Below are 18,669 nucleotides of genomic sequence, written 5' to 3' on the forward strand. Positions count from 1 at the left end.
CAAAATAAAGAGGATAACACAATGATTCAGGAAAGAATTTTAGAATTGACAGAATATGGTCTTGTGACCGGACTGGTGGAGCCGGAAGACAGGAGATTTACCATTAATCGCCTGTTAGAACTTTTTCATCTGGATGAATTAGACGATGAAGTGGCAGCAGCCTATGCAAAGAGAACTCCGATGACACAGGAGAGTGCAGAGGCAGCATTGGAAGGCATCTTAAATGAGATGCTCGATTATGCGGCAGAAGATGGACTGATGCCGGAGGATACGATCACATACAGGGATCTGTTCGATACAAAGATCATGAGTATGCTTGTGCCGAGACCAAGCGAAGTGATCAAAAAATTCCAGGCACTCTATCAGATCAGTCCAAAGGAAGCAACCGATTATTTTTACAAATTAAGCAGAGATACAAACTACATTCGTAGATACCGTATCAAAAAAGACCAGAAATGGACTGCAGATACCGAGTTTGGAACATTGGATATCACCATCAACCTCTCCAAACCGGAAAAAGATCCAAAGGCGATCGCGGCAGCCAAGCTTGCAAAACAGAGCGGTTATCCGAAATGCCTTCTCTGCAAAGAGAATGAGGGATATGCAGGACGTGTGAACCATCCGGCAAGACAGAACCACAGGATTATTCCGGTAACGATCAATCACAGTGACTGGTTCTTCCAGTATTCTCCATATGTTTACTACAATGAGCACTGCATCGTTTTTAATGCAGAGCATACACCGATGAAAATCGAGAAAGCAACCTTTGGAAAACTGTTGGATTTTGTAGAGCAGTTCCCACATTACTTTGTCGGATCGAATGCGGATCTTCCGATTGTTGGAGGATCTATCTTGAGCCATGATCATTTCCAGGGTGGACATTATGAGTTTGCCATGGCAAAAGCACCGGTTGAAAAAGAGCTGACCTTCAAAGGATTTGAGGATGTGAAAGCCGGAATCGTAAAATGGCCAATGTCCGTGATCCGTATCAGCGCACCACAAAAAGAGCGCCTGATCGAACTAGCAGATAAGATTTTACTTGTATGGAGAGGTTATACGGATGAAGATGCATTTATTTTTGCAGAGACAGAGGGCGAACCACACAACACGATCACTCCTATCGCAAGAAAACGCGGCAATGATTATGAGTTAGATCTTGTACTCCGCAATAATATCACGACGGAGGAGCATCCGCTGGGTGTTTACCATCCACATGCAAAACTTCATCACATCAAAAAAGAAAACATTGGTCTGATCGAGGTTATGGGACTTGCAGTGCTTCCAGCCAGATTAAAAGATGAGATGGCTGCATTAGAGCAGGCAATCTTAGACGGCGCAGAAATCCGTGAGGATGAAGTTCTTGCAAAACATGCAGACTGGGTGGAGGAATTTCTGCCGAAGTATGGATTTACGGCAGGAAGCGGCCTGGAAGGTGAGATCACACCGGAAAAATTACATGAGATCATTCAGACAGAAATCGGTCTTGTGTTCAAAGAAGTTTTATTGGACGCAGGTGTTTACAAATGCACAGAGGAAGGCAGAAAAGCGTTCCAGAAGTTCGTAGATACCGTCAATGCATAAAAATACAGGGGAGTATTTTTAATAAACAAAAACTGTCCGGGGCAGTATCCGTAAGGAAAATGTCCTGTGGCAGTTTTCTTTTTTATCTATTTACTTTCATACAGTATTGTTGTAAAGTAATAATTGTTCCGTGGATCTGCACATTTACGGTGCAGACCGCAGAAAAATGACTCGAGAGTAAGAAAACAGTGAGGTAGAGAATATGATTTCACAGAAAATACAGAAGGCATTGCAGGGAAGTTCTGCGATCCGTGCAATGTTTGTAGAGGGAAATGAACTTGCCGCCAGGGTGGGAAGAGAGAACGTGTATGATTTTTCATTGGGGAATCCTGCAACACCGGCTCCGGCAGCATTGAACGAGGCAATTAAGCAACTGGTGGATGAGACCGATCCGCTGGTTTTGCATGGATATATGGACAATGCCGGTTACCCGGATGTCCGTCAGGCGGTTGCAGAGAACTTAAACAAGCGTTTTGGAACTGCATTTACTTCCCATAATATTGTGATGACAGTGGGAGCAGCGGGAGGATTGAACATTATTTTTAAAACGATCTTAGATCCGGGTGACGAGGTGATCGTGTTCGCCCCGTATTTTGGAGAGTACAAGAGTTATGCAGCCAATTTTGATGCGGCAGTCGTGGAGGTAGCGCCGGATTTTGAGACATTCCAGCCGGATCTGGAAGCATTGGAAAAAGCGGTCAATGAAAAGACCAAGGCAGTGATCGTGAACACGCCAAACAATCCGACCGGTGTGATCTATCATGAAGAAACCATGAAAAAGATGGCTGAGATTCTGGAAAAGAAGGAAAAAGAGATTGGACACGAAATTTATCTGATTTCCGATGAGCCTTACCGTGAACTTGTCTACGATGGAAATCAGGAGGATTTCCTGACGAAATACTATAGGAATACGATTGTAGGTTATTCCTTCAGCAAGTCTCTTTCCCTTCCGGGTGAGCGTATCGGATATGTGGTTGTTCCGGATGAGGTGGAAAATGCAGATCAGGTCATTGACGGCATTGTTGTATCCAACCGTACCCTTGGTTTTGTAAATGCACCGTCTCTGCTTCAGAAAGCGGTAGCAAAATGTCTGGATGAGAAAACCAATCTGGTATTTTATGATGAAAACAGAAAGATGTTATACGAGGGACTGCAAAAGCTCGGTTTCCACTGCATTAAACCGGAAGGCGCTTTTTATATGTGGGTAAAATCTCCGGAAACGGACGAAGAAAAATTTGTTGCAGCAGGTAAAAAATACAATATCATCATGGTAAAGGGCAGCGCATTCGGATGTGCAGGCTATGTCCGTCTTGCTTACTGTGTTTCCCATGAGACGGTAAAAAATGCCCTGACTGCGTTTGAAAAACTGGCAGAAGATTACGGATTGTATACTGAATGAAATGACTCGGAAATGAGCAGATTGTAATGAATTTGTGAAATATAACAGGAAAATTGAGAGAGTGGAGAGCGTAAAATTTATGAGTAACTGGGAAGAATATGTAAGAACAGTGGAACCGTATGTTCCGGGAGAACAGCCAAACCAGCCGGACATGATCAAATTGAATACCAACGAAAATCCATATCCGCCCGCACCGGGAGTGGTAGAGGCTCTGAAGAACTTTGATACAGATAAGCTGCGGCTTTATCCGGAACCGACCTGCAAAGTGTTAGTCGATGCGATCGCAGATTATTATGGAATCAGGAGCAGTCAGGTATTTACCGGTGTCGGTTCTGATGATGTGCTTGCCATGATATTTATGACGTTTTTTAACAGCAAAAAGCCGATCCTGTTTCCGGATATCACCTATTCTTTTTATGATGTGTGGGCAGATATGCTTCGGATTCCATTTGAGACAAAAGCGTTAGATGACAATTTTCAGATTAGAAAAGAGGATTATTATGGGGACAACGGCGGCGTGGTGTTCCCAAATCCAAATGCACCGACCGGAATCCTTATGCCGCTTTCAGAGATCGAGGATATCATTGCACACAACCGCGATGTGATCGTAGTTGTGGATGAGGCATACATTGATTTTGGCGGGGTGTCTGCGCTGCCTCTGATCGAAAAATATGACAATCTTCTCGTGGTACAGACCTTTTCAAAATCGCGTTCCCTGGCAGGTATGCGGCTTGGCTTTGCGATGGGAAATGAAAAGCTGATCCGGTATATCAATGATGTGAAATATTCTTTCAATTCCTACACGCTCAATCAGACAGCGCTTGTACTTGGTGTGCAGGCAATCAGGGACAGGGAGTATTTTGAGGAAACCTGTGCGAAAGTCATCGCTACAAGGGAATGGACGAAGTGCGAACTGAAAAAGCTTGGATTTTCCTTTGGGGACTCCATGAGCAACTTTATTTTTGCAACACATGAAAGAGTTCCTGCAAAAGAAATATTTGAAGCACTCCGGGAGCATAACATTTTCGTGCGTTATTTTTCAAAGCCGAGAATTGATAATTATCTGCGCATCAGCATTGGTACACAGCAGGAGATGGAGCACCTGATTGCTTTTCTGACAGATTATTTGAAGGAATAACAGAATACTGTCAGGTATAAATTATAGTTATAACCAATATGAAAAAAAGTATTGCTTTTTCGTCACGATTCGACTATTATAGAATTCGCGTCTGTAACGCTTTAGTGTGTAAAACAGGTATTTACTTTAAAACTTTACTATGTTAAAATATGTATAGATTTGAAATTTCTGACAATAAAAAAGAGAATGATATCATTTTGATTTATGAAAAGGAGAAAGTAAAATGAGCAAGAAACTAAGGACTGAGGCAGTAGACCATCTTTTTGATGCGATTTTAAGCCTGGAAAACAGAGAAGAATGTTATACTTTTTTTGAAGATGTCTGCACTGTGAATGAGCTGCTTTCCTTATCACAGAGATTTGAGGTTGCCAAGATGTTACGTGACCAGAAAACATATCTTGATATTGCAGAGAAAACAGGTGCTTCCACAGCGACCATCAGCCGTGTAAACCGTTCTTTAAATTATGGAAATGACGGATATGACATGGTATTTGCCAGAATGGCTGCATCAGAGACAAACGAAGCGTAAAACAGAATAGAAAAACCCGGAAAAAAGAAAAACCCGGAGCTGCACGGATCATGTCTGGTATAGACAGTGTTCCATTCAGCACCGGGTTTTATTTTTCTTTTTTGGAAGGATCTTTTTCTTCGTGCAGCATCTGATCGACAATGCGCTCGATAATTGTTTTTTTCAGGTAGACATCATAGCTTAACATGCAGATAAAACTGAATGTCCGTAAAAGCTCTGCATCCTCACCTTCCATTCCCTCAAAAGTTTTCATGGAGGTGTTAAACTTCTTTGCAAGGTCTTTCATGATATTTAAGGTTTCCTGATGCTCCAGACCAAACACTTCTTTATAGATATCCTCAAGACTCATCTCGGAGCTGCCTTTTCCAAAATACTTGTCCGTGATCGGATTTAAGATACTCTGGATGTCACTGATGCTTAAGATACTTTTAAAATAGTAGATAAAGATCAAAGTCAGCACATGTTCTTTGGAATATTTTTTCTTTTCCGGTGGAGGAAGAAGATCGTTTTTTGCATAATTGTTGATCATGGTCTTAGTCAGGATCTTATCGTCCTCATGCCGCTTGGATGTGGCAAGCTGGGAATCCATAAATGTTGTCACCTGATCCATGTAAAGATCGATATTCGGGATATCTTCCGGTTTTACATAGTCGATTTTATTAAATTCATCTAATATATCACTTAAAAATTGTTTTGTATTCATTTTTTTACCTGCTTTTACTCTTACTGGTTCAATCGTATTCTCTACATCAGATTATATAGTATTGAAAACTAGATGACAAGATACAATTGAATTTAATTGTATGAATTTGAATGTGGACGGTCGTAGATTTTTTCTGACGCAAAAGTAAAAAAGAGACGGGTGTATTTGACAAAAATATATGTTTGTCATATAATGCACTTAACAGGAAAGCCGATAGATAGGTGTGAGCTATCTACTCCGGCGAAAAATCAATGTTAAAATAACCGTCAACTTTTCTCAGGAGCTGGACGGTTATTTTTTATTGTTAAAAAAAGAAAATATGTTCGATTTTACTGTTCATAAGCAGGGATAATGTGTTACAATAGATGGGAATATGATATTGTAATAAAAAAGGGATTGAATATTACAAACAACAACGGAAATGGAGATTTCTATGAGTATTTATGATACATTGAACGAACAGCAGAGAGAAGCGGTATTTCACACGGAGGGACCGGTTTTGATCTTGGCGGGTGCAGGTTCCGGAAAAACGAGGGTTCTGACACATCGAACCGCCTATCTGATTGAAGAAAAGGGCGTGAATCCATACAATATTATGGCAATCACCTTTACGAATAAAGCGGCAGGTGAGATGCGTGAGAGAATCGACCAGCTTGTGGGATATGGCTCTGAGAGCATCTGGGTATCAACGTTTCATTCTACCTGTGTGCGCATTTTAAGACGTCATATTGACCGCATCGGGTTTGACACTAATTTTACAATCTATGATTCCGATGATCAGAAGACACTGATGAAGGATATCTGTAAGCGTCTGAATGTGGATACCAAGATTTACAAAGAGCGGAGTCTGCTTGCTGCGATTTCCAAGGCAAAAGATGAACTGGTAGATCCACAGGAATTTTCTCTCCGGGCGGCTGCTTCCGGGGATTTTGCGAAACGGAAACAGGCTGAGATCTACAGAGAGTATCAGGATGCACTGCGGCGGAATAATGCACTTGATTTTGATGATCTGATCGTAAAGACGGTTGAATTGTTTAAAACGGATGCCCAGGTGTTAGACTACTATCAGGAACGCTTTCGTTATATTATGGTGGACGAGTATCAGGATACGAATACGGCACAGTTTGAACTGATCAGTATTCTTGCGAGAAAGTATAAGAACCTGTGTGTCGTTGGTGATGATGACCAGTCTATCTATAAGTTCCGCGGTGCGAATATTTATAATATCCTGAACTTTGAAAAACATTTTCCGGAGGCAGTGACGATAAAACTGGAACAGAATTACCGTTCTACACAGAATATTTTAAATGCTGCAAACGGAGTGATCTCCAACAATATGGGACGAAAAAGAAAGACACTCTGGACAGACAATGAAGAGGGGAAAAAGATCGGTTTCAAGCAGTTTGAGACAGGCTATGAAGAGGCAGAGTATGTCGCAAAGGATATCAATGCCTGTGTGAAGGACGGCAGATATCATTACGGTGACTGCGCTGTTCTCTACCGCACAAACGCACAGTCCCGTCTTTTTGAGGAAAAATTTATCGTATCCAATATTCCATATAAGATTGTCGGCGGCGTGAACTTCTATGCAAGAAAAGAGATCAAAGACCTGCTTGCCTATTTGAAAACGATCGATAATGCAAGAGATGATCTTGCTGTCCGCAGGATCATCAACGTGCCAAAACGTGGAATCGGTGCAACAACCTTAAACCGTGTGGCAGATTATGCGGCTGCGGCAGACATCAGTTTTTATAATGCATTGAAAATGGCAGACGATATTCCGACACTCGGCAAGAGTGCTGCAAAGATCAAGCCATTTGTGAATTTTATTCAGGTGATGCGCAGTAAAGTAGAGATTATCAGCGTTTCTGAACTTTTGCAGGAGATTATAGACGAAACTGGATATGTGAAAGAATTGGAAGCGGAAGATACCGAGGAGGCAAAGGCGCGTATTGAGAATATCGATGAGCTGATCAGCAAAGTGGTTGCTTACGAGGAAGGCGAGGAACATCCGACACTCAGTGGTTTTTTAGAGGAAGTGGCACTGGTTGCAGACATCGACAGTCTCGATGAGGGCAGTGATTATGTTGTTTTAATGACATTACATAGTGCAAAAGGTCTGGAGTTCCCGAAAGTTTACCTTGCCGGAATGGAGGATGGATTGTTCCCAAGTTATATGTCCATCACTTCGGACAGTTCTTCTGAGGATCTAGAAGAGGAGCGACGCCTGGCTTATGTGGGGATCACGAGAGCCAAAGAAGAACTTACAATTACCTGTGCAAGACAACGTATGATTCGTGGCGAAACGCAATATAATAAAGTATCGCGGTTTGTTCGGGAGATTCCGTCTGAACTGTTGGACAGTGAACTGAGAAAGCCGGCATCTGCAAGAGAATCTTCTTTTGGAAAAGAGAGCAGTTTCCCATCTTTTTTACAGAACCAGACAACAGCAAGACCGAAAAGAACAACACTGCGCCAGCAGCCTTCCGGACAGAGTATGCAGGCAAAGGCACTTGTCACAAAGGGTGTTGTAAAGTCAGAGCTTGACTATGGTGTCGGGGACACCGTATCGCATATCAAGTTTGGCAGAGGAGTTGTGAAAAACATCATGGATGGCGGAAGAGATTACGAGGTGACCGTGGATTTCGAAGGATATGGTGTGAAAAAAATGTTTGCCTCTTTTGCAAAATTAAAGCGTATCTGATTCTATTTGGGAGCAGGGACGTTTGTGTATCCGAAACTCTAAAAAATATATAAAATTTTTGAAAAATATAAATTTTTTATATTCGAAAAGTAAAGGATATGGTATAATGGGCGTAAGCAATGAGCAGTGCACATAGATTTTTCTGGTGTGTATTGCGTTTAGGTTTTGCATATCCTATAAAAGTATAAATAAGAGAAGGAGCGGAACACTATGAACAAGGTGGAAGATTTCATCAATGCGACAAAGTTAAACGACTTACTCAATAAGAAAGAGGATCTGATCAATATGACAAAGTTGAATGAATTATTAAACAAAAAAGAAGCAGAAGAAAAGAAAACATCAAAGGTTGTATGGATTTTTGCAATCATCGGTATTATTGCAGCAGTTGCAGCAGCAGTATATGGCGTATATCGTTTCTTTACACCAGATTATTTGGAAGATTTTGAAGACGATTTTGAAGATGATTATGAAGACGATTTCTTCGAAGATGAAGAGGACGAAGAAGAGCCGGCAAAACCAGCAGAGAAAAAAGAAGAAGAATAAAAATAATCTGGAGGGCTGCGGATGCAGCCCTTTTTTCTTGTGTAACAGATAAAAGAAATAGAAAACTGTGAAGTTAATAAAATGTCAATGGAATCATGGACAATTTTATAGTTGATGAAATAAAAATGCGAGGAATTTATGAAAAAAGGACAAATCATAGAAGGCGTGATCGAGCGCGTAGACTTTCCAAATAAGGGAATTATCAGAACAGAGGATGGCAGACAGGTTATTGTAAAAAATACGATACCGGGACAGAAAGTGTCTGCTTCCATCAATAAAATCCGCAAAGGAAAGGCAGAGGGCAGACTTTTAGAGGTATTGGAAAAGTCACCGCTGGAAGGGGACAAAACAGGATGTGTCCATGCCGGGGAATGTGGAGGATGTACTTATCAGACACTTCCATACGACAGGCAGCTTGAGATGAAAGCAGAACAGGTAAAAAAATTAATGGATGATGTGATCGATCAGGAAAACCGGGATTACCAGTTTCTGGGAATCAAGGAAAGTCCAAGGCAGACCGGATACCGCAATAAAATGGAATTTTCCTTTGGGGATGAATTTAAGGATGGACCGTTAGCACTTGGCATGCATAAGCGTGGAAGCTTTTATGATATTGTGACGGTGGAAAACTGCCAGATCGTGGATGAGGATTTCAGAAAGATCCTGTCTGTCACACTTGCTTATTTTCGTGAAAAAAATATCACCTATTACCATAAACTGCGTCACACCGGATATTTGAGACATCTGCTTGTCCGTAAGGCAGTCAAAACAGGGGAAATATTAGTAGATCTGGTGACTACAACGCAGACGGATTTTCCGGGAATTGCCGCAGCACAGATGGATGAAGTTGAAAGTACGTTGAACAATGCACAGGAAAACGCATTTGCAGGAACGGAAGAGGAATTATTAGAGGGCTGGAAAGCTGCTCTTCTTGCAGCAGATTACAAAGGTATCATGACAGGTATTCTGCATACGAGAAATGACAATGTGGCAGATACCGTGACGAATGAAGGCACGGATGTTTTATATGGACAGGATTTCTTTTACGAGGAATTGCTAGGGCTTCGCTTTAAGATTACACCATTTTCCTTTTTCCAGACAAATTCCCTGGGTGCAGAGGTGCTATATCAGACTGCCAGAGAGTTTATCGGAGATGCACTTCCAAGCGGAACAGACGCAGATATTGCGGAGCATGGTAAAATTGTATTCGATCTGTATTCCGGAACCGGAACGATCGCACAGATGCTTTCTCCGGTAGCTAAAAAAGTGATCGGTGTGGAGATCATTGAGGAAGCAGTGGAAGCTGCCAAAGAGAATGCACAGTTAAATGGTTTACATAACTGCGAGTTTATCGCAGGGGATGTGCTCAAAGTCATTGACAGCATTGAAGAAAAGCCGGATTATATTGTACTTGATCCACCAAGGGACGGAATCAATCCAAAAGCTTTGGAAAAAATCATTCGTTACAATGTGCCTCAGATGGTTTATATTTCCTGCAAGCCGACCAGTCTGGCAAGAGATCTGGAAGTTTTACAGGCGAGAGGATATGAAGTGAAAAAGGTCTGTTGTGTCGATATGTTTCCTTCGACGTTTCATGTGGAGTCGGTAGTTCTGATGCAGTATTGTGGAAAATAAGAAAAATAGGCATGTTAGACCACAAGATGTTGTGGTTTGAGGGCAAAAATTGGAGCAAAAAATGACCAGTTTTTGCCCTATTTTTTTCCACGTTTTTATAGATGCATAGAGGCAAAAAAGAGATTTTTAAGTATTTTGGGACAAAATTCAGAGAAAGGAAAAGAAACAGGGATGGAGAAAAAGCAGCACCCAAGTTACGGAATGATTCGGTTTGCAAGGTCCTCAATCGGTGGTTCAGGAACGGCATTGTTTGGAAGTTCCATCATGCATAATAATGTCATACGCCTGTCCATTTCAAAAGGCATGATGGAAAGGGAGGGCAACGAGGACTGGTTTTTGGCAGGGACAGACATCAATGACATGATCGTTGAGGTGGAGATGTCCTATACACAGTTTGCCGAAGCAATCACATCACTTAACATTGGAGAGGGGATACCGGTTACCATTACAAAAGTGAATGGGACATTCGTTGAACCATGCCCATACAGTGACAGGCAGAAAGTAATGCGCCGGGAAGTGGATGAAGCAACCCGTGACTTGGTGCGGCAACTGGAAAAGAGGTCAGAGGAGATTGAAAAACTTCTGGATGAGAAACGTGTCCTGAGCAGGGAGGACCGGAGAAATATCGTCTCGACATTGAAAAATGTACGGCAGGAGTTAAAAAGTAATATCCCCTATCTGCAGAAACTGTTTGCTGAACAGATGGATAAAACCGTGACAGAGGCGAAAGGGGAGTTTGAAACTTACCTGCAGAACAAGATGAACAGCATTGCACTTGCAGCAATTTCAGAACAGATGAAGCAGGAGGAAATCAGTTTAAACAGAAACATGATACCGGAACTGGAAGTACAGGAGGGCGGGGAAGAGGCAGGGGAGATGGAAGCGGGAATGCACATGGACATGTAAGGCGGTACTTATTTTAGAAATGAAATGGGTGCTGTCTTTTTTTATGGAAAAAGAAAGGAGACAGATTTGATGTCGGGATTTTTTTGCAACAGTCCAAGACTGCAGTTATTAGAACGGCAGATGCGCCAGCCGCCGGGATATCGTCCCAGAGGGCAGGGGTGGATGTTTGACATGGAAGAGTGGAAAAGCAGGGGAAATTATTCGGAGATTGTGGACTGTGTCATCAGCCGGATGCAGATGGAACACTTAAAGAAAAGGATACAGGAGGTATTTGGAAACGCAGAAAAGGAACTGATTTTTTATGACAGCAGGCACAGAAACGATTTTTCTTCCCTGCTGCTTGGCAGACGGAAAAAGAACCTGTGCGGACTTCCGAATTATGCCGCCGCAGTATTTCTTCTGTCTGCAGATGAAAACCTGTGGGAGAAAGTTTCTAAGCAGGTGCTGGATACGGGGATTTATTTTGACCGCATCCGGCTTGGCAGCGTTACGCTGGAACAATATATCCTGTTCCATGCGGCAAGGGATGTGTATCTGGGGACAAAGCATATCCGGCTGTCGGAGCTGACCGACAGGGAATTGATACCGGATGAAATCTTAAGGCTCATCGTCAATGCATTCGTGATGGAAAGGTATGGGGTGGACATCGTAGAACGGGAGGTGTGGAATGAAGATTAGAGCAAAAAATGGGGGACAGACTGTAGATATAACTCTGCCGGCAACGGACATGGACATGCAGTATTGCATGAAATGTATCGGGATAGAAGATATTGTACCGGTATGCTGTATCAGTGAGGTGTGGGATGAACCGTCCTATTTTGGGTTCCTGAAAGACCAGACAGTCAGCATGGACGAACTTAATTTCTTAGCCAGAAGGCTGGATGGAATGACGGAATACGAAAAAAGAGTGGTGGGTGTCTACAGCAGTGAAACAGGCATCCGGGAAATGAAACAACTGATCAACCTGACTTACAGCCTGCAGGGACTGTCCCTGCTCACAGACTTAACGGATGGAAACCGTGTCGGGCTGAGACTTTATCTGGACCGGCATCTTGCAATCTCAGAAGAAGAAAAGAGCAAAATGGATTTTAACGCATATGCACAGAAGATTTTTTCAGAAGGAAAATGTAAGTTCCTGCCACATGGGATACTGGTAGATCAGGGATTCCAGATGGAGGAGGTCTATAACGGAAAAACCTTTCCAGAATACATCGACAGACCGGATGAAACCGTGGCGGTTTTATCTCTTGAAAATGAGGCAGGGGATAAGGAATACCTTTATCTTCCAACGGACATCAGTGCCATGGATAAGGTAAAGAAAAGACTCAACATCGCAGCATTTGCTGAAGGCATTGTGAACGGGATAGAAAATATCCGGCTGCCGGAAAGCATCCTTCCTTCCCCGGAAGATATGTGTATGTCTCTGCAGGGTGATGTCCAGAAACTGACTCTTTTTAATGAGATGTGCCAGACCGTCAGCCGTTTTGATGAAACAAAAATGGACCGGCTTGCAATGGCAGCCGGATTCGTGGGAACAGGAGAATTTACTGATATCACTTACATCGCAAAGCATCTGGATGAATTTGAAATACATCCGCAGATACATACGGATAAAGAGTATGGGGAATTTCTGGTTAAAGAAGCGGGGATGTTTGAAGTTGATGAAATTCTCTTGCCGCATATTGATTATGCCGGGGTTGCCCGTGATAAAAGACAGGCAACGATGGCAGACAGCGGATTTATTCCAGAGGGCTTTGTTGGCACGCAGAGGGCGATCCATGAGTATCAGGAATATCAGGGGGAATTTGCCGATCTGCTTGAAAAAAACGGGATACCCTGTGAAACGTTCTGCCTTTACAGTTCGCTGGCAGGGATGATGTATCAGGATGGAGAGGAGCAGGAAACGCTGTACCGGAGTGAACTGGCAGATTATGAGGAACAAATCCAGAAAGCCATCCTCAAAGAATGGCATGTGGAAGAAGAGCCGAGGGGACTCATGCATTATTTTGACGGGAACAGACAGGTGGCTGCAAAAGTGATCAGTGCATTTCCGAGAGTGCAGAACATCCGGGGAGAACTGTTCGGAGTTCTGGAATGCAGTATCTGCCAGCCTCTGACACAAAATGAAATCTATGAACTGAAAAATTTCTGGGACGGACAGATGAGTGACGGCTGGGGAGAAGGCTTTGAACAAAGACCAATCTATACGCAGGAGGGAGAACTGTATGTCAGTTTCTGGACACAGGAAAGACACTGGGGCGTCATGACGGAGGAAGAACTGGACAGAATCTGGAATCATGGCATGACGCAGACTCTGTAAAAAAATAATATTCTGCTGGATATGTGCTGGTGTATGTAGTATTGTGTGTCCCAAATAAACCAAGGAGGCAAACAGATGAAATTGGATGATACAGTCATGGTGCAGTTTTTTGGGGAGCTTATCGAATCATACCGCCAGCAGATCATGGATCAGGAAGAGGCAAGGGAACTTTCAAAGAAGGAAAAAAAGTTCCTGGCAGACTTAAGAAAAGAACTGGAGCTGTCAAACCCACAAGCGTACAGGATGGTGACAGAACTTTTTGGATGCATGTTAGACATCAGCCAGATAAAACAGGAACAGCTTTATATACAGGGAATAAAGGATGGAATACGAATCCGAAAACTGGTAAAAGAAATCGAGGAAGGTGAGGAATGTTAAGAAGGGAACAGATAGAACGGCTGAAGGAGAGATATCCTGCGGGTACCGTGGTCAGGCTGGGGCAGATGGAAGGGGAACACCAGATGCCGTCCGGCATGGAGGGAAAAGTAATTGGTGTGGATGATATCGGACAGATACATGTGGAATGGGAAAATGGAAGCACGCTGGCTCTGAATGTGGAGGAGGATGACTTTACTGTCGTACCGCAGAAGGAAACCCTGTCCGAAAAGAAATGCAGGGAGTTTTTAGGGAAAATAAATGAGATATTAAAGGAAACAGATTTCTATCTGCTGAATGTGTCATGCAATGGAGGGGATACCGCCTATGCTGCCCAAAAGCTGCTTGCCATGCATCAGGCATTTGAAACCGTGTACGGGGAAGGATATGTGGATGAGGAGTATGGGATGGTGATGATGCCGGCGGTGGTCTGCGGAAGGGATTCCGGCATACGCACGCTGGCACTTGTCACGCTTGATCTGGAGTCTTCCGAGGAACACTTCGGAACGATTTTCATGACGCCGGGCGGCATGATGGAGCAGGGCAGCAGCTTCCTGAGTGAAAAACAGAAACAGGCACTGGCAGAGTATTATATCCCATATGACTACTGGTACACACCGCTTGTGGAAAGGGACCACCATGTGGATTTTACACAGATACCGGAGGAGGTGGCAGACATCCGCAGGATGGTGGATGAACTACTGGTGCAGGGGGAGGCTTTCCATATGAATGAACCAAAATAGGAGGAAAAAAATTTGAACAGCATCATAAGCTGGGTTGGCGGCAAGAAAGCACTGCGCGACCTGATCTATCTGCGCATGCCGAAAAACTATGACCGCTACATAGAAGTATTTGGCGGTGGCGGCTGGGTTTTATTCGGGAAACCGCCGGATAAATGCATGGAGGTTTACAATGATTTTAATTCAAATCTTGCAAACCTCTTTTATTGTGTCAAGGAAAGGCCAATGGCACTGCTTCGGGAACTGTCCTTCCTGCCGCTCAACTCCAGAGATGAATTTACAACACTGCGGAAATTTCTGACCATGGAAGAATTTAAGAGTGAACATCTTGCAGAAGAATTAGAGATTGCAACACACTTCTTGAAAGAACCAGAGGCGACAGAAATCCGTGACATTCTTATGGAGCGTGCCGCAGTAGGGGATGTAAAAAAGGGCAGCGGCATTTTATAAGATCATCCGTTACAGCTATGGAAGCGGATGCACCTCTTATGGCTGCCAGCCTTTTGACATACGCAAAACTTTTACCATCATCTGGGAGGCAAACCGCAGGCTGAAGGATACCGTGATCGAGAATAAGGATTTTGAGGCACTCATCCGTCAATATGACAGACCGAATGCCTTTTTTTATTGCGATCCGCCGTATTTTGAAACCGAGGGACATTATGAGGTGGTGTTCCGTAAGGAAGATCATGTGAGACTCAGGGATACCTTAAAAGGCATACAGGGAAAGTTCATGGTTTCCTATAACGACTGTGCCTATATCCGTGAGCTGTATCAGGACTTCCAGATTGAAGCGGTGACAAGAATCAATAATCTTGCACAGAGGTATGACAACGGAAGTGAGTTCCCGGAAGTTCTAATCGCCAACTATGACATGGAGGAAAGGAAAAAAAGCATGCCGATGCAGATGAACCTGTTTGAACTGTACGGGGAACAGAAAACGGTCCGGTGGAAGGGAAAGGAGACAGAGGAAGAGCCACAGGACACATAAAAAAAGAAAGAAGGAGGAAAACATGCTTCAGTTAGTAGAAATGGAAGGAAAGATGACGGAAAACGGGTGTATTGAGATTCCCGCAGTGGTGTTAGAGCAGGCTGGTATCTGTACCGGTGACACCGTGAAACTTGTGTATATGGCAGAGGACGGGGAACTTAAGAACACGGCAAAGGAGTTCCTGCTTGCAAGGGCAGGACAGGATGTGGCAGAGGAACTGGCAAAGGAGGAAAACATTGCGTTCCAGATACCGGAAGAATTATTAAGGGATGCCGGAATCCCGATGGACGCAGACCTTGACATTGTGTGTCAGGAAGGACGCATTATCATCCTGCCGTCAGAACTTGTGCAGGGGACGGAAGTGCCGGAGGAACTGCTTGCCATCTGCAGGGAGCTTGGCATCACGGAGGATAAGGTAAACATCATTTTGCGGACCACAGAGGAGGGAACGGATGAAAAAACCGGTGTATAAGCTGTTAGACGAAAAAGGACGCATCCTGATCCCGAAAGAATTCCGCCAGATGGCAGAGCTTGAGAGCGGGGATATCGTAAAGCTGTCCGTGAGCAGTGGAAAAATCATGGTATCCAAAGTAGATATCGTGGAGATGGGGAGTCAGGACCCGCAGGCAGTGGAAGCCTATGTAAATGCGGCGGTAAAACATATGAGTCCGGCAAAACAGGTGGCACTTGCGGCAAGGATTCTGAAATTCGCACAGCAGGAGGGAGGTACGGATTGTTAAGGAATAAGTACAGGGCATTTGAAATCAGGGACGATCAGGTCAGCCAGACGCTGGTGGACGGGAATCTCTGCTCCATTGCAGAATTTATCCTGCATTGCGATGAGGGAAGCATCATCACCCTGCACACCATGGAGGGCGAGCCGTTTTTGATCGGACTCTCCAAGATGTTTGTATTCTGCGGGGACAAGGCATTCTTAGACAGGCAGTTGATCCCTTACCTGCGCAGCATGGGTGGGGAAAGCGTATGAAAAGGATTTATGTTCAGAACGGGATCGTATTTTTTTTATGGGAATCCGGCTGGCTATCTGGGAGACGGGAAAGCAGTCATTGACTGCATGTTCCAGAAAGAGGAGCTGGTTTCATTTGTGAAGGAACAGTTTTTGGTGGAACCCGTATTCCGGGAGGGTGTGTATGACCGGCTGTCGGAGGGAGGTGGTGTCAAAGAGACAGCGGAGGTCAGCATTGGGGAAGGGAGGAGGCTTAGAATCTATCAACTGGGACAGGACAGTCCGATCATGATGCGGTTTATCAGTCTGGCAGAGAGAAAAAAGAGAGGGTATGACAGGCCGCGTAGGGAGGAATATGTCAGAGTCTATGAGGGGGAGATAGAAAACTATAGTCTGGAGGAAGTCTGGGAGAAATACGGACGGAGAGTACCGGAAGGGTTTCAGGGACATGCATTGTCCATTTCGGATGTGATCGAGTTTGCGGATGGGGAAAACAGCCGCTTTTTCTACATCGAACCATCCGGGTATGAGGAAATCAGATTTTAACAAGGAGGATCATTATGCCAAAGGCAAAAAACTGCCCAGAGCCGGGCAGAAACCACAGAACAGCACGCGCCATCTGGAGCAGGGAACAAAGAAAACACCCCGCTCCAGTTTGATGTGCGCATCCAGTCCATCCGTCCGGGGGACAGCATCAAGGGAACGGCATCCGTAAACATCAACGGGGCATTTGCAATCCGGGGTGTCAAGATCATTGAGGGAAGCAATGGACTGTTTGTTTCCATGCCAAGCTATAAGGCTGGGAATGAGTACAAGGACATCTGTTTTCCTATCACGCAGGAATGCAGAAAACAGCTCCATGAAGCAGTCATCGGAGCTTATGAGCAGGCAATTTCGCAGGGGCAGGATACGGTAGCAAAGCATCATGGGATGCAGGCACCGGAAGGACAGCCGATGGAGATGGCAGGAATGTAACAGGATAAAACCAGAGAACATAGAGCAGACCGCACAGAAACGGTCCGGCAGATCATGAGAAAAATTGGAGGAAAAAAATATGAGAAATATGATGAAAAAAGCAGCACAGAATGTAAAGGCAGTTGCCGTGAGAGCAGGGATGTTAATGAAGGATACCAAGGGCGAGAACTATGTGGATACGGCGGTCAAAATCTTGATCGCAGTCGTTCTCGGCGCACTGCTCCTGGCAGGTCTTTATGCACTCTTCGGGGATGTGGTGATGCCTACCCTTACCCAGAGGATTCAGGACATGTTCAACTATGCAGGATAAGGAACACCGGTCCAAGACAGGGAAACAGGAAAAATAACAGAATGATATGGAGGAAAACAGATGCCTAGAAGAGCAAACACACAGACACAGCAGGAAGCAGTACAGGAAAATGCCGCAGTGCAGGCAAATACAGGGGCAGACATGCAGATGGAGGCTGCCATCACAAAAACACAGCCGGAAAAGGGTGTCCTTGCCCTTGCCGATGTAAAAATCGGGGATTTCATGACGATCCGAAATGTCAGAATCAAGGAAGATGACTACGGGCTGACGGTTGCCATGCCGAAAACAAAGGCAGGAGCAAATGAACAGTACAAAGATGCGGTGTTCTTTGCCGACAGGGGAATCAAGGAAAGATTTGACCAGACGGTACAGAAAGCGTATGAAACTTTTATGCACCAGCAGACGGATCTGGATGAGGAACCGGAGGAGGCAGAGGAGCTGGAACAGGAAGAAAGTGGCATGAACATGGGAATGTAGCATGATCAGGCTGGCTTTCTTTTTTTCTGCTCTGTCTTTGGCGGCGGTCATGGATATGAGGACAAGGACCATCTCGGACTGGCTGGTCGTTCTGGTGGCACTTACCAGCATGCTGCCACCGGGACAGCCCAATCTTTTGGGAGTTCTTGCAGGACTGCCGCTGCTCCTCGCAGGGATTACCATAGGAGGAATCGGCGGAGGGGATGTGAAACTCATGGGGGCATGCGGCCTGGTTCTTGGAGCGAGCCAAGCGCTTACGGGACTGTTTCTTGCATTGTGCCTGCTGGTGCTGTGGCATGCGGCAGGGAACATGGGCAGAAAAAAGAACAGAAAGAAACAAAAAGAGGAGAAGGAACAGGCATACCCGCTTGTTCCG

General features: G+C 44.4%; 21 protein-coding genes and 1 pseudogene. 21 read left to right on the forward strand and 1 reads right to left on the reverse strand.

What is annotated here, in order from left to right; all coding sequences use genetic code 11:
- Window positions 1–21 precede the first annotated feature (21 nt).
- The 4 genes from galT to ROSEINA2194_RS10135 all read left to right on the forward strand — a co-directional run bounded on the left by galT (window position 22) and on the right by ROSEINA2194_RS10135 (window position 4,647).
- Window positions 22–1,581, forward strand: coding sequence for a UDP-glucose--hexose-1-phosphate uridylyltransferase (gene galT / locus ROSEINA2194_RS10120; RefSeq protein ID WP_007886374.1), 1,560 nt, complete (start codon window positions 22–24; stop codon window positions 1,579–1,581).
- A 202-nt stretch (window positions 1,582–1,783) separates the two neighbouring features.
- Window positions 1,784–2,980, forward strand: a complete 1,197-nt coding sequence (locus ROSEINA2194_RS10125; protein ID WP_007886375.1) for a pyridoxal phosphate-dependent aminotransferase — start codon at window positions 1,784–1,786, stop codon at window positions 2,978–2,980.
- Window positions 2,981–3,059: 79 nt separating this feature from the next.
- Entirely contained in the window at window positions 3,060–4,118 is a 1,059-nt protein-coding gene (hisC, locus tag ROSEINA2194_RS10130) for a histidinol-phosphate transaminase (protein ID WP_044927630.1), read from the forward strand.
- A gap of 223 nt (window positions 4,119–4,341) precedes the next feature.
- A complete protein-coding gene (locus ROSEINA2194_RS10135; RefSeq protein ID WP_007886377.1) occupies window positions 4,342–4,647 on the forward strand; it encodes a YerC/YecD family TrpR-related protein in 306 nt (101 codons plus the stop codon).
- Between the two features lie 88 nt (window positions 4,648–4,735).
- On the opposite strand, the gene ROSEINA2194_RS10140 is transcribed toward ROSEINA2194_RS10135, so the two are convergent.
- Window positions 4,736–5,350: a DUF1836 domain-containing protein gene (locus ROSEINA2194_RS10140; protein ID WP_007886378.1), complete on the reverse strand. Its 615-nt coding sequence runs from the start codon at window positions 5,348–5,350 to the stop codon at window positions 4,736–4,738.
- Window positions 5,351–5,783: 433 nt separating this feature from the next.
- On the opposite strand from ROSEINA2194_RS10140, the gene pcrA reads away from it, so the two are divergent.
- The 17 genes and pseudogenes from pcrA to ROSEINA2194_RS10225 form a co-directional block, all read left to right on the forward strand.
- The gene (pcrA, locus tag ROSEINA2194_RS10145) at window positions 5,784–8,054 is read left to right on the forward strand and encodes a DNA helicase PcrA (protein WP_044927600.1); all 2,271 of its coding nucleotides are present in this window, start codon (window positions 5,784–5,786) and stop codon (window positions 8,052–8,054) included.
- Window positions 8,055–8,264: 210 nt separating this feature from the next.
- Complete coding sequence (locus ROSEINA2194_RS10150) at window positions 8,265–8,597, forward strand: hypothetical protein (RefSeq protein ID WP_007886383.1); 333 nt, start codon at window positions 8,265–8,267, stop codon at window positions 8,595–8,597.
- 138 nt (window positions 8,598–8,735) lie between these two features.
- A complete protein-coding gene (locus ROSEINA2194_RS10155; protein WP_007886385.1) occupies window positions 8,736–10,232 on the forward strand; it encodes a class I SAM-dependent RNA methyltransferase in 1,497 nt (498 codons plus the stop codon).
- 171 nt (window positions 10,233–10,403) lie between these two features.
- A complete protein-coding gene (locus ROSEINA2194_RS10160) occupies window positions 10,404–11,138 on the forward strand; it encodes a hypothetical protein (RefSeq protein WP_227970554.1) in 735 nt (244 codons plus the stop codon).
- A gap of 69 nt (window positions 11,139–11,207) precedes the next feature.
- Complete coding sequence (locus tag ROSEINA2194_RS10165) at window positions 11,208–11,816, forward strand: hypothetical protein (protein WP_044927633.1); 609 nt, start codon at window positions 11,208–11,210, stop codon at window positions 11,814–11,816.
- Window positions 11,806–13,458 carry a hypothetical protein gene (locus tag ROSEINA2194_RS10170; RefSeq protein WP_007886390.1) on the forward strand — a complete coding sequence of 551 codons (1,653 nt, stop codon included), beginning with the start codon at window positions 11,806–11,808 and terminating at the stop codon, window positions 13,456–13,458. Before ROSEINA2194_RS10165 ends, ROSEINA2194_RS10170 begins: the two co-directional genes overlap by 11 nt.
- A 75-nt stretch (window positions 13,459–13,533) precedes the next feature.
- Window positions 13,534–13,836, forward strand: a complete 303-nt coding sequence (locus tag ROSEINA2194_RS10175) for a hypothetical protein (RefSeq protein WP_015522554.1) — start codon at window positions 13,534–13,536, stop codon at window positions 13,834–13,836.
- Window positions 13,830–14,576 (forward strand): DUF4314 domain-containing protein, encoded by a 747-nt coding sequence (locus ROSEINA2194_RS10180; protein WP_007886394.1) that lies wholly within the window; start codon window positions 13,830–13,832, stop codon window positions 14,574–14,576. Before ROSEINA2194_RS10175 ends, ROSEINA2194_RS10180 begins: the two co-directional genes overlap by 7 nt.
- 75 nt (window positions 14,577–14,651) lie before the next feature.
- Window positions 14,652–15,564 (forward strand): annotated as a pseudogene (locus tag ROSEINA2194_RS23555) (DNA adenine methylase).
- A gap of 22 nt (window positions 15,565–15,586) precedes the next feature.
- Window positions 15,587–16,036: a hypothetical protein gene (locus tag ROSEINA2194_RS10190; RefSeq protein ID WP_006857271.1), complete on the forward strand. Its 450-nt coding sequence runs from the start codon at window positions 15,587–15,589 to the stop codon at window positions 16,034–16,036.
- On the forward strand, window positions 16,017–16,304 hold the full coding sequence (locus ROSEINA2194_RS10195) for an AbrB/MazE/SpoVT family DNA-binding domain-containing protein (protein ID WP_007886400.1): 288 nt from the start codon (window positions 16,017–16,019) through the stop codon (window positions 16,302–16,304). Before ROSEINA2194_RS10190 ends, ROSEINA2194_RS10195 begins: the two co-directional genes overlap by 20 nt.
- Entirely contained in the window at window positions 16,298–16,552 is a 255-nt protein-coding gene (locus ROSEINA2194_RS10200) for a hypothetical protein (RefSeq protein ID WP_007886401.1), read from the forward strand. Before ROSEINA2194_RS10195 ends, ROSEINA2194_RS10200 begins: the two co-directional genes overlap by 7 nt.
- 9 nt (window positions 16,553–16,561) lie before the next feature.
- On the forward strand, window positions 16,562–17,077 hold the full coding sequence (locus tag ROSEINA2194_RS10205) for a YodL domain-containing protein (protein ID WP_007886402.1): 516 nt from the start codon (window positions 16,562–16,564) through the stop codon (window positions 17,075–17,077).
- A 114-nt stretch (window positions 17,078–17,191) separates the two neighbouring features.
- Complete coding sequence (locus ROSEINA2194_RS10210) at window positions 17,192–17,506, forward strand: SpoVG family protein (protein ID WP_007886403.1); 315 nt, start codon at window positions 17,192–17,194, stop codon at window positions 17,504–17,506.
- Window positions 17,507–17,585: 79 nt separating this feature from the next.
- The gene (locus tag ROSEINA2194_RS10215) at window positions 17,586–17,816 is read left to right on the forward strand and encodes a DUF6133 family protein (protein ID WP_007886404.1); all 231 of its coding nucleotides are present in this window, start codon (window positions 17,586–17,588) and stop codon (window positions 17,814–17,816) included.
- A 60-nt stretch (window positions 17,817–17,876) separates the two neighbouring features.
- Window positions 17,877–18,293 carry a septation protein SpoVG family protein gene (locus ROSEINA2194_RS10220; protein WP_007886405.1) on the forward strand — a complete coding sequence of 139 codons (417 nt, stop codon included), beginning with the start codon at window positions 17,877–17,879 and terminating at the stop codon, window positions 18,291–18,293.
- A gap of 1 nt (window position 18,294) precedes the next feature.
- Window positions 18,295–18,669 (forward strand): prepilin peptidase (locus ROSEINA2194_RS10225; protein ID WP_007886406.1); only part of this gene is annotated, 375 nt, incomplete at its 3' end.

The organism is Roseburia inulinivorans DSM 16841, assembly GCF_000174195.1.
Classification (GTDB): domain Bacteria; phylum Bacillota; class Clostridia; order Lachnospirales; family Lachnospiraceae; genus Roseburia; species Roseburia inulinivorans.

Bases quoted from the DNA above. Each gene is read 5' to 3' on its own strand.
- galT (WP_007886374.1), top strand. From the start codon at position 22: ATGATTCAGGAAAGAATTTTAGAATTGACAGAATATGGTCTTGTGACC.
- ROSEINA2194_RS10125 (WP_007886375.1), top strand. From the start codon at position 1,784: ATGATTTCACAGAAAATACAGAAGGCATTGCAGGGAAGTTCTGCGATC.
- hisC (WP_044927630.1), top strand. From the start codon at position 3,060: ATGAGTAACTGGGAAGAATATGTAAGAACAGTGGAACCGTATGTTCCG.
- ROSEINA2194_RS10135 (WP_007886377.1), top strand. From the start codon at position 4,342: ATGAGCAAGAAACTAAGGACTGAGGCAGTAGACCATCTTTTTGATGCG.
- ROSEINA2194_RS10140 (WP_007886378.1), bottom strand. From the start codon at position 5,350: ATGAATACAAAACAATTTTTAAGTGATATATTAGATGAATTTAATAAA.
- pcrA (WP_044927600.1), top strand. From the start codon at position 5,784: ATGAGTATTTATGATACATTGAACGAACAGCAGAGAGAAGCGGTATTT.
- ROSEINA2194_RS10150 (WP_007886383.1), top strand. From the start codon at position 8,265: ATGAACAAGGTGGAAGATTTCATCAATGCGACAAAGTTAAACGACTTA.
- ROSEINA2194_RS10155 (WP_007886385.1), top strand. From the start codon at position 8,736: ATGAAAAAAGGACAAATCATAGAAGGCGTGATCGAGCGCGTAGACTTT.
- ROSEINA2194_RS10160 (WP_227970554.1), top strand. From the start codon at position 10,404: ATGGAGAAAAAGCAGCACCCAAGTTACGGAATGATTCGGTTTGCAAGG.
- ROSEINA2194_RS10165 (WP_044927633.1), top strand. From the start codon at position 11,208: ATGTCGGGATTTTTTTGCAACAGTCCAAGACTGCAGTTATTAGAACGG.
- ROSEINA2194_RS10170 (WP_007886390.1), top strand. From the start codon at position 11,806: ATGAAGATTAGAGCAAAAAATGGGGGACAGACTGTAGATATAACTCTG.
- ROSEINA2194_RS10175 (WP_015522554.1), top strand. From the start codon at position 13,534: ATGAAATTGGATGATACAGTCATGGTGCAGTTTTTTGGGGAGCTTATC.
- ROSEINA2194_RS10180 (WP_007886394.1), top strand. From the start codon at position 13,830: ATGTTAAGAAGGGAACAGATAGAACGGCTGAAGGAGAGATATCCTGCG.
- ROSEINA2194_RS10190 (WP_006857271.1), top strand. From the start codon at position 15,587: ATGCTTCAGTTAGTAGAAATGGAAGGAAAGATGACGGAAAACGGGTGT.
- ROSEINA2194_RS10195 (WP_007886400.1), top strand. From the start codon at position 16,017: ATGAAAAAACCGGTGTATAAGCTGTTAGACGAAAAAGGACGCATCCTG.
- ROSEINA2194_RS10205 (WP_007886402.1), top strand. From the start codon at position 16,562: ATGTTCAGAACGGGATCGTATTTTTTTTATGGGAATCCGGCTGGCTAT.
- ROSEINA2194_RS10215 (WP_007886404.1), top strand. From the start codon at position 17,586: ATGAGAAATATGATGAAAAAAGCAGCACAGAATGTAAAGGCAGTTGCC.
- ROSEINA2194_RS10220 (WP_007886405.1), top strand. From the start codon at position 17,877: ATGCCTAGAAGAGCAAACACACAGACACAGCAGGAAGCAGTACAGGAA.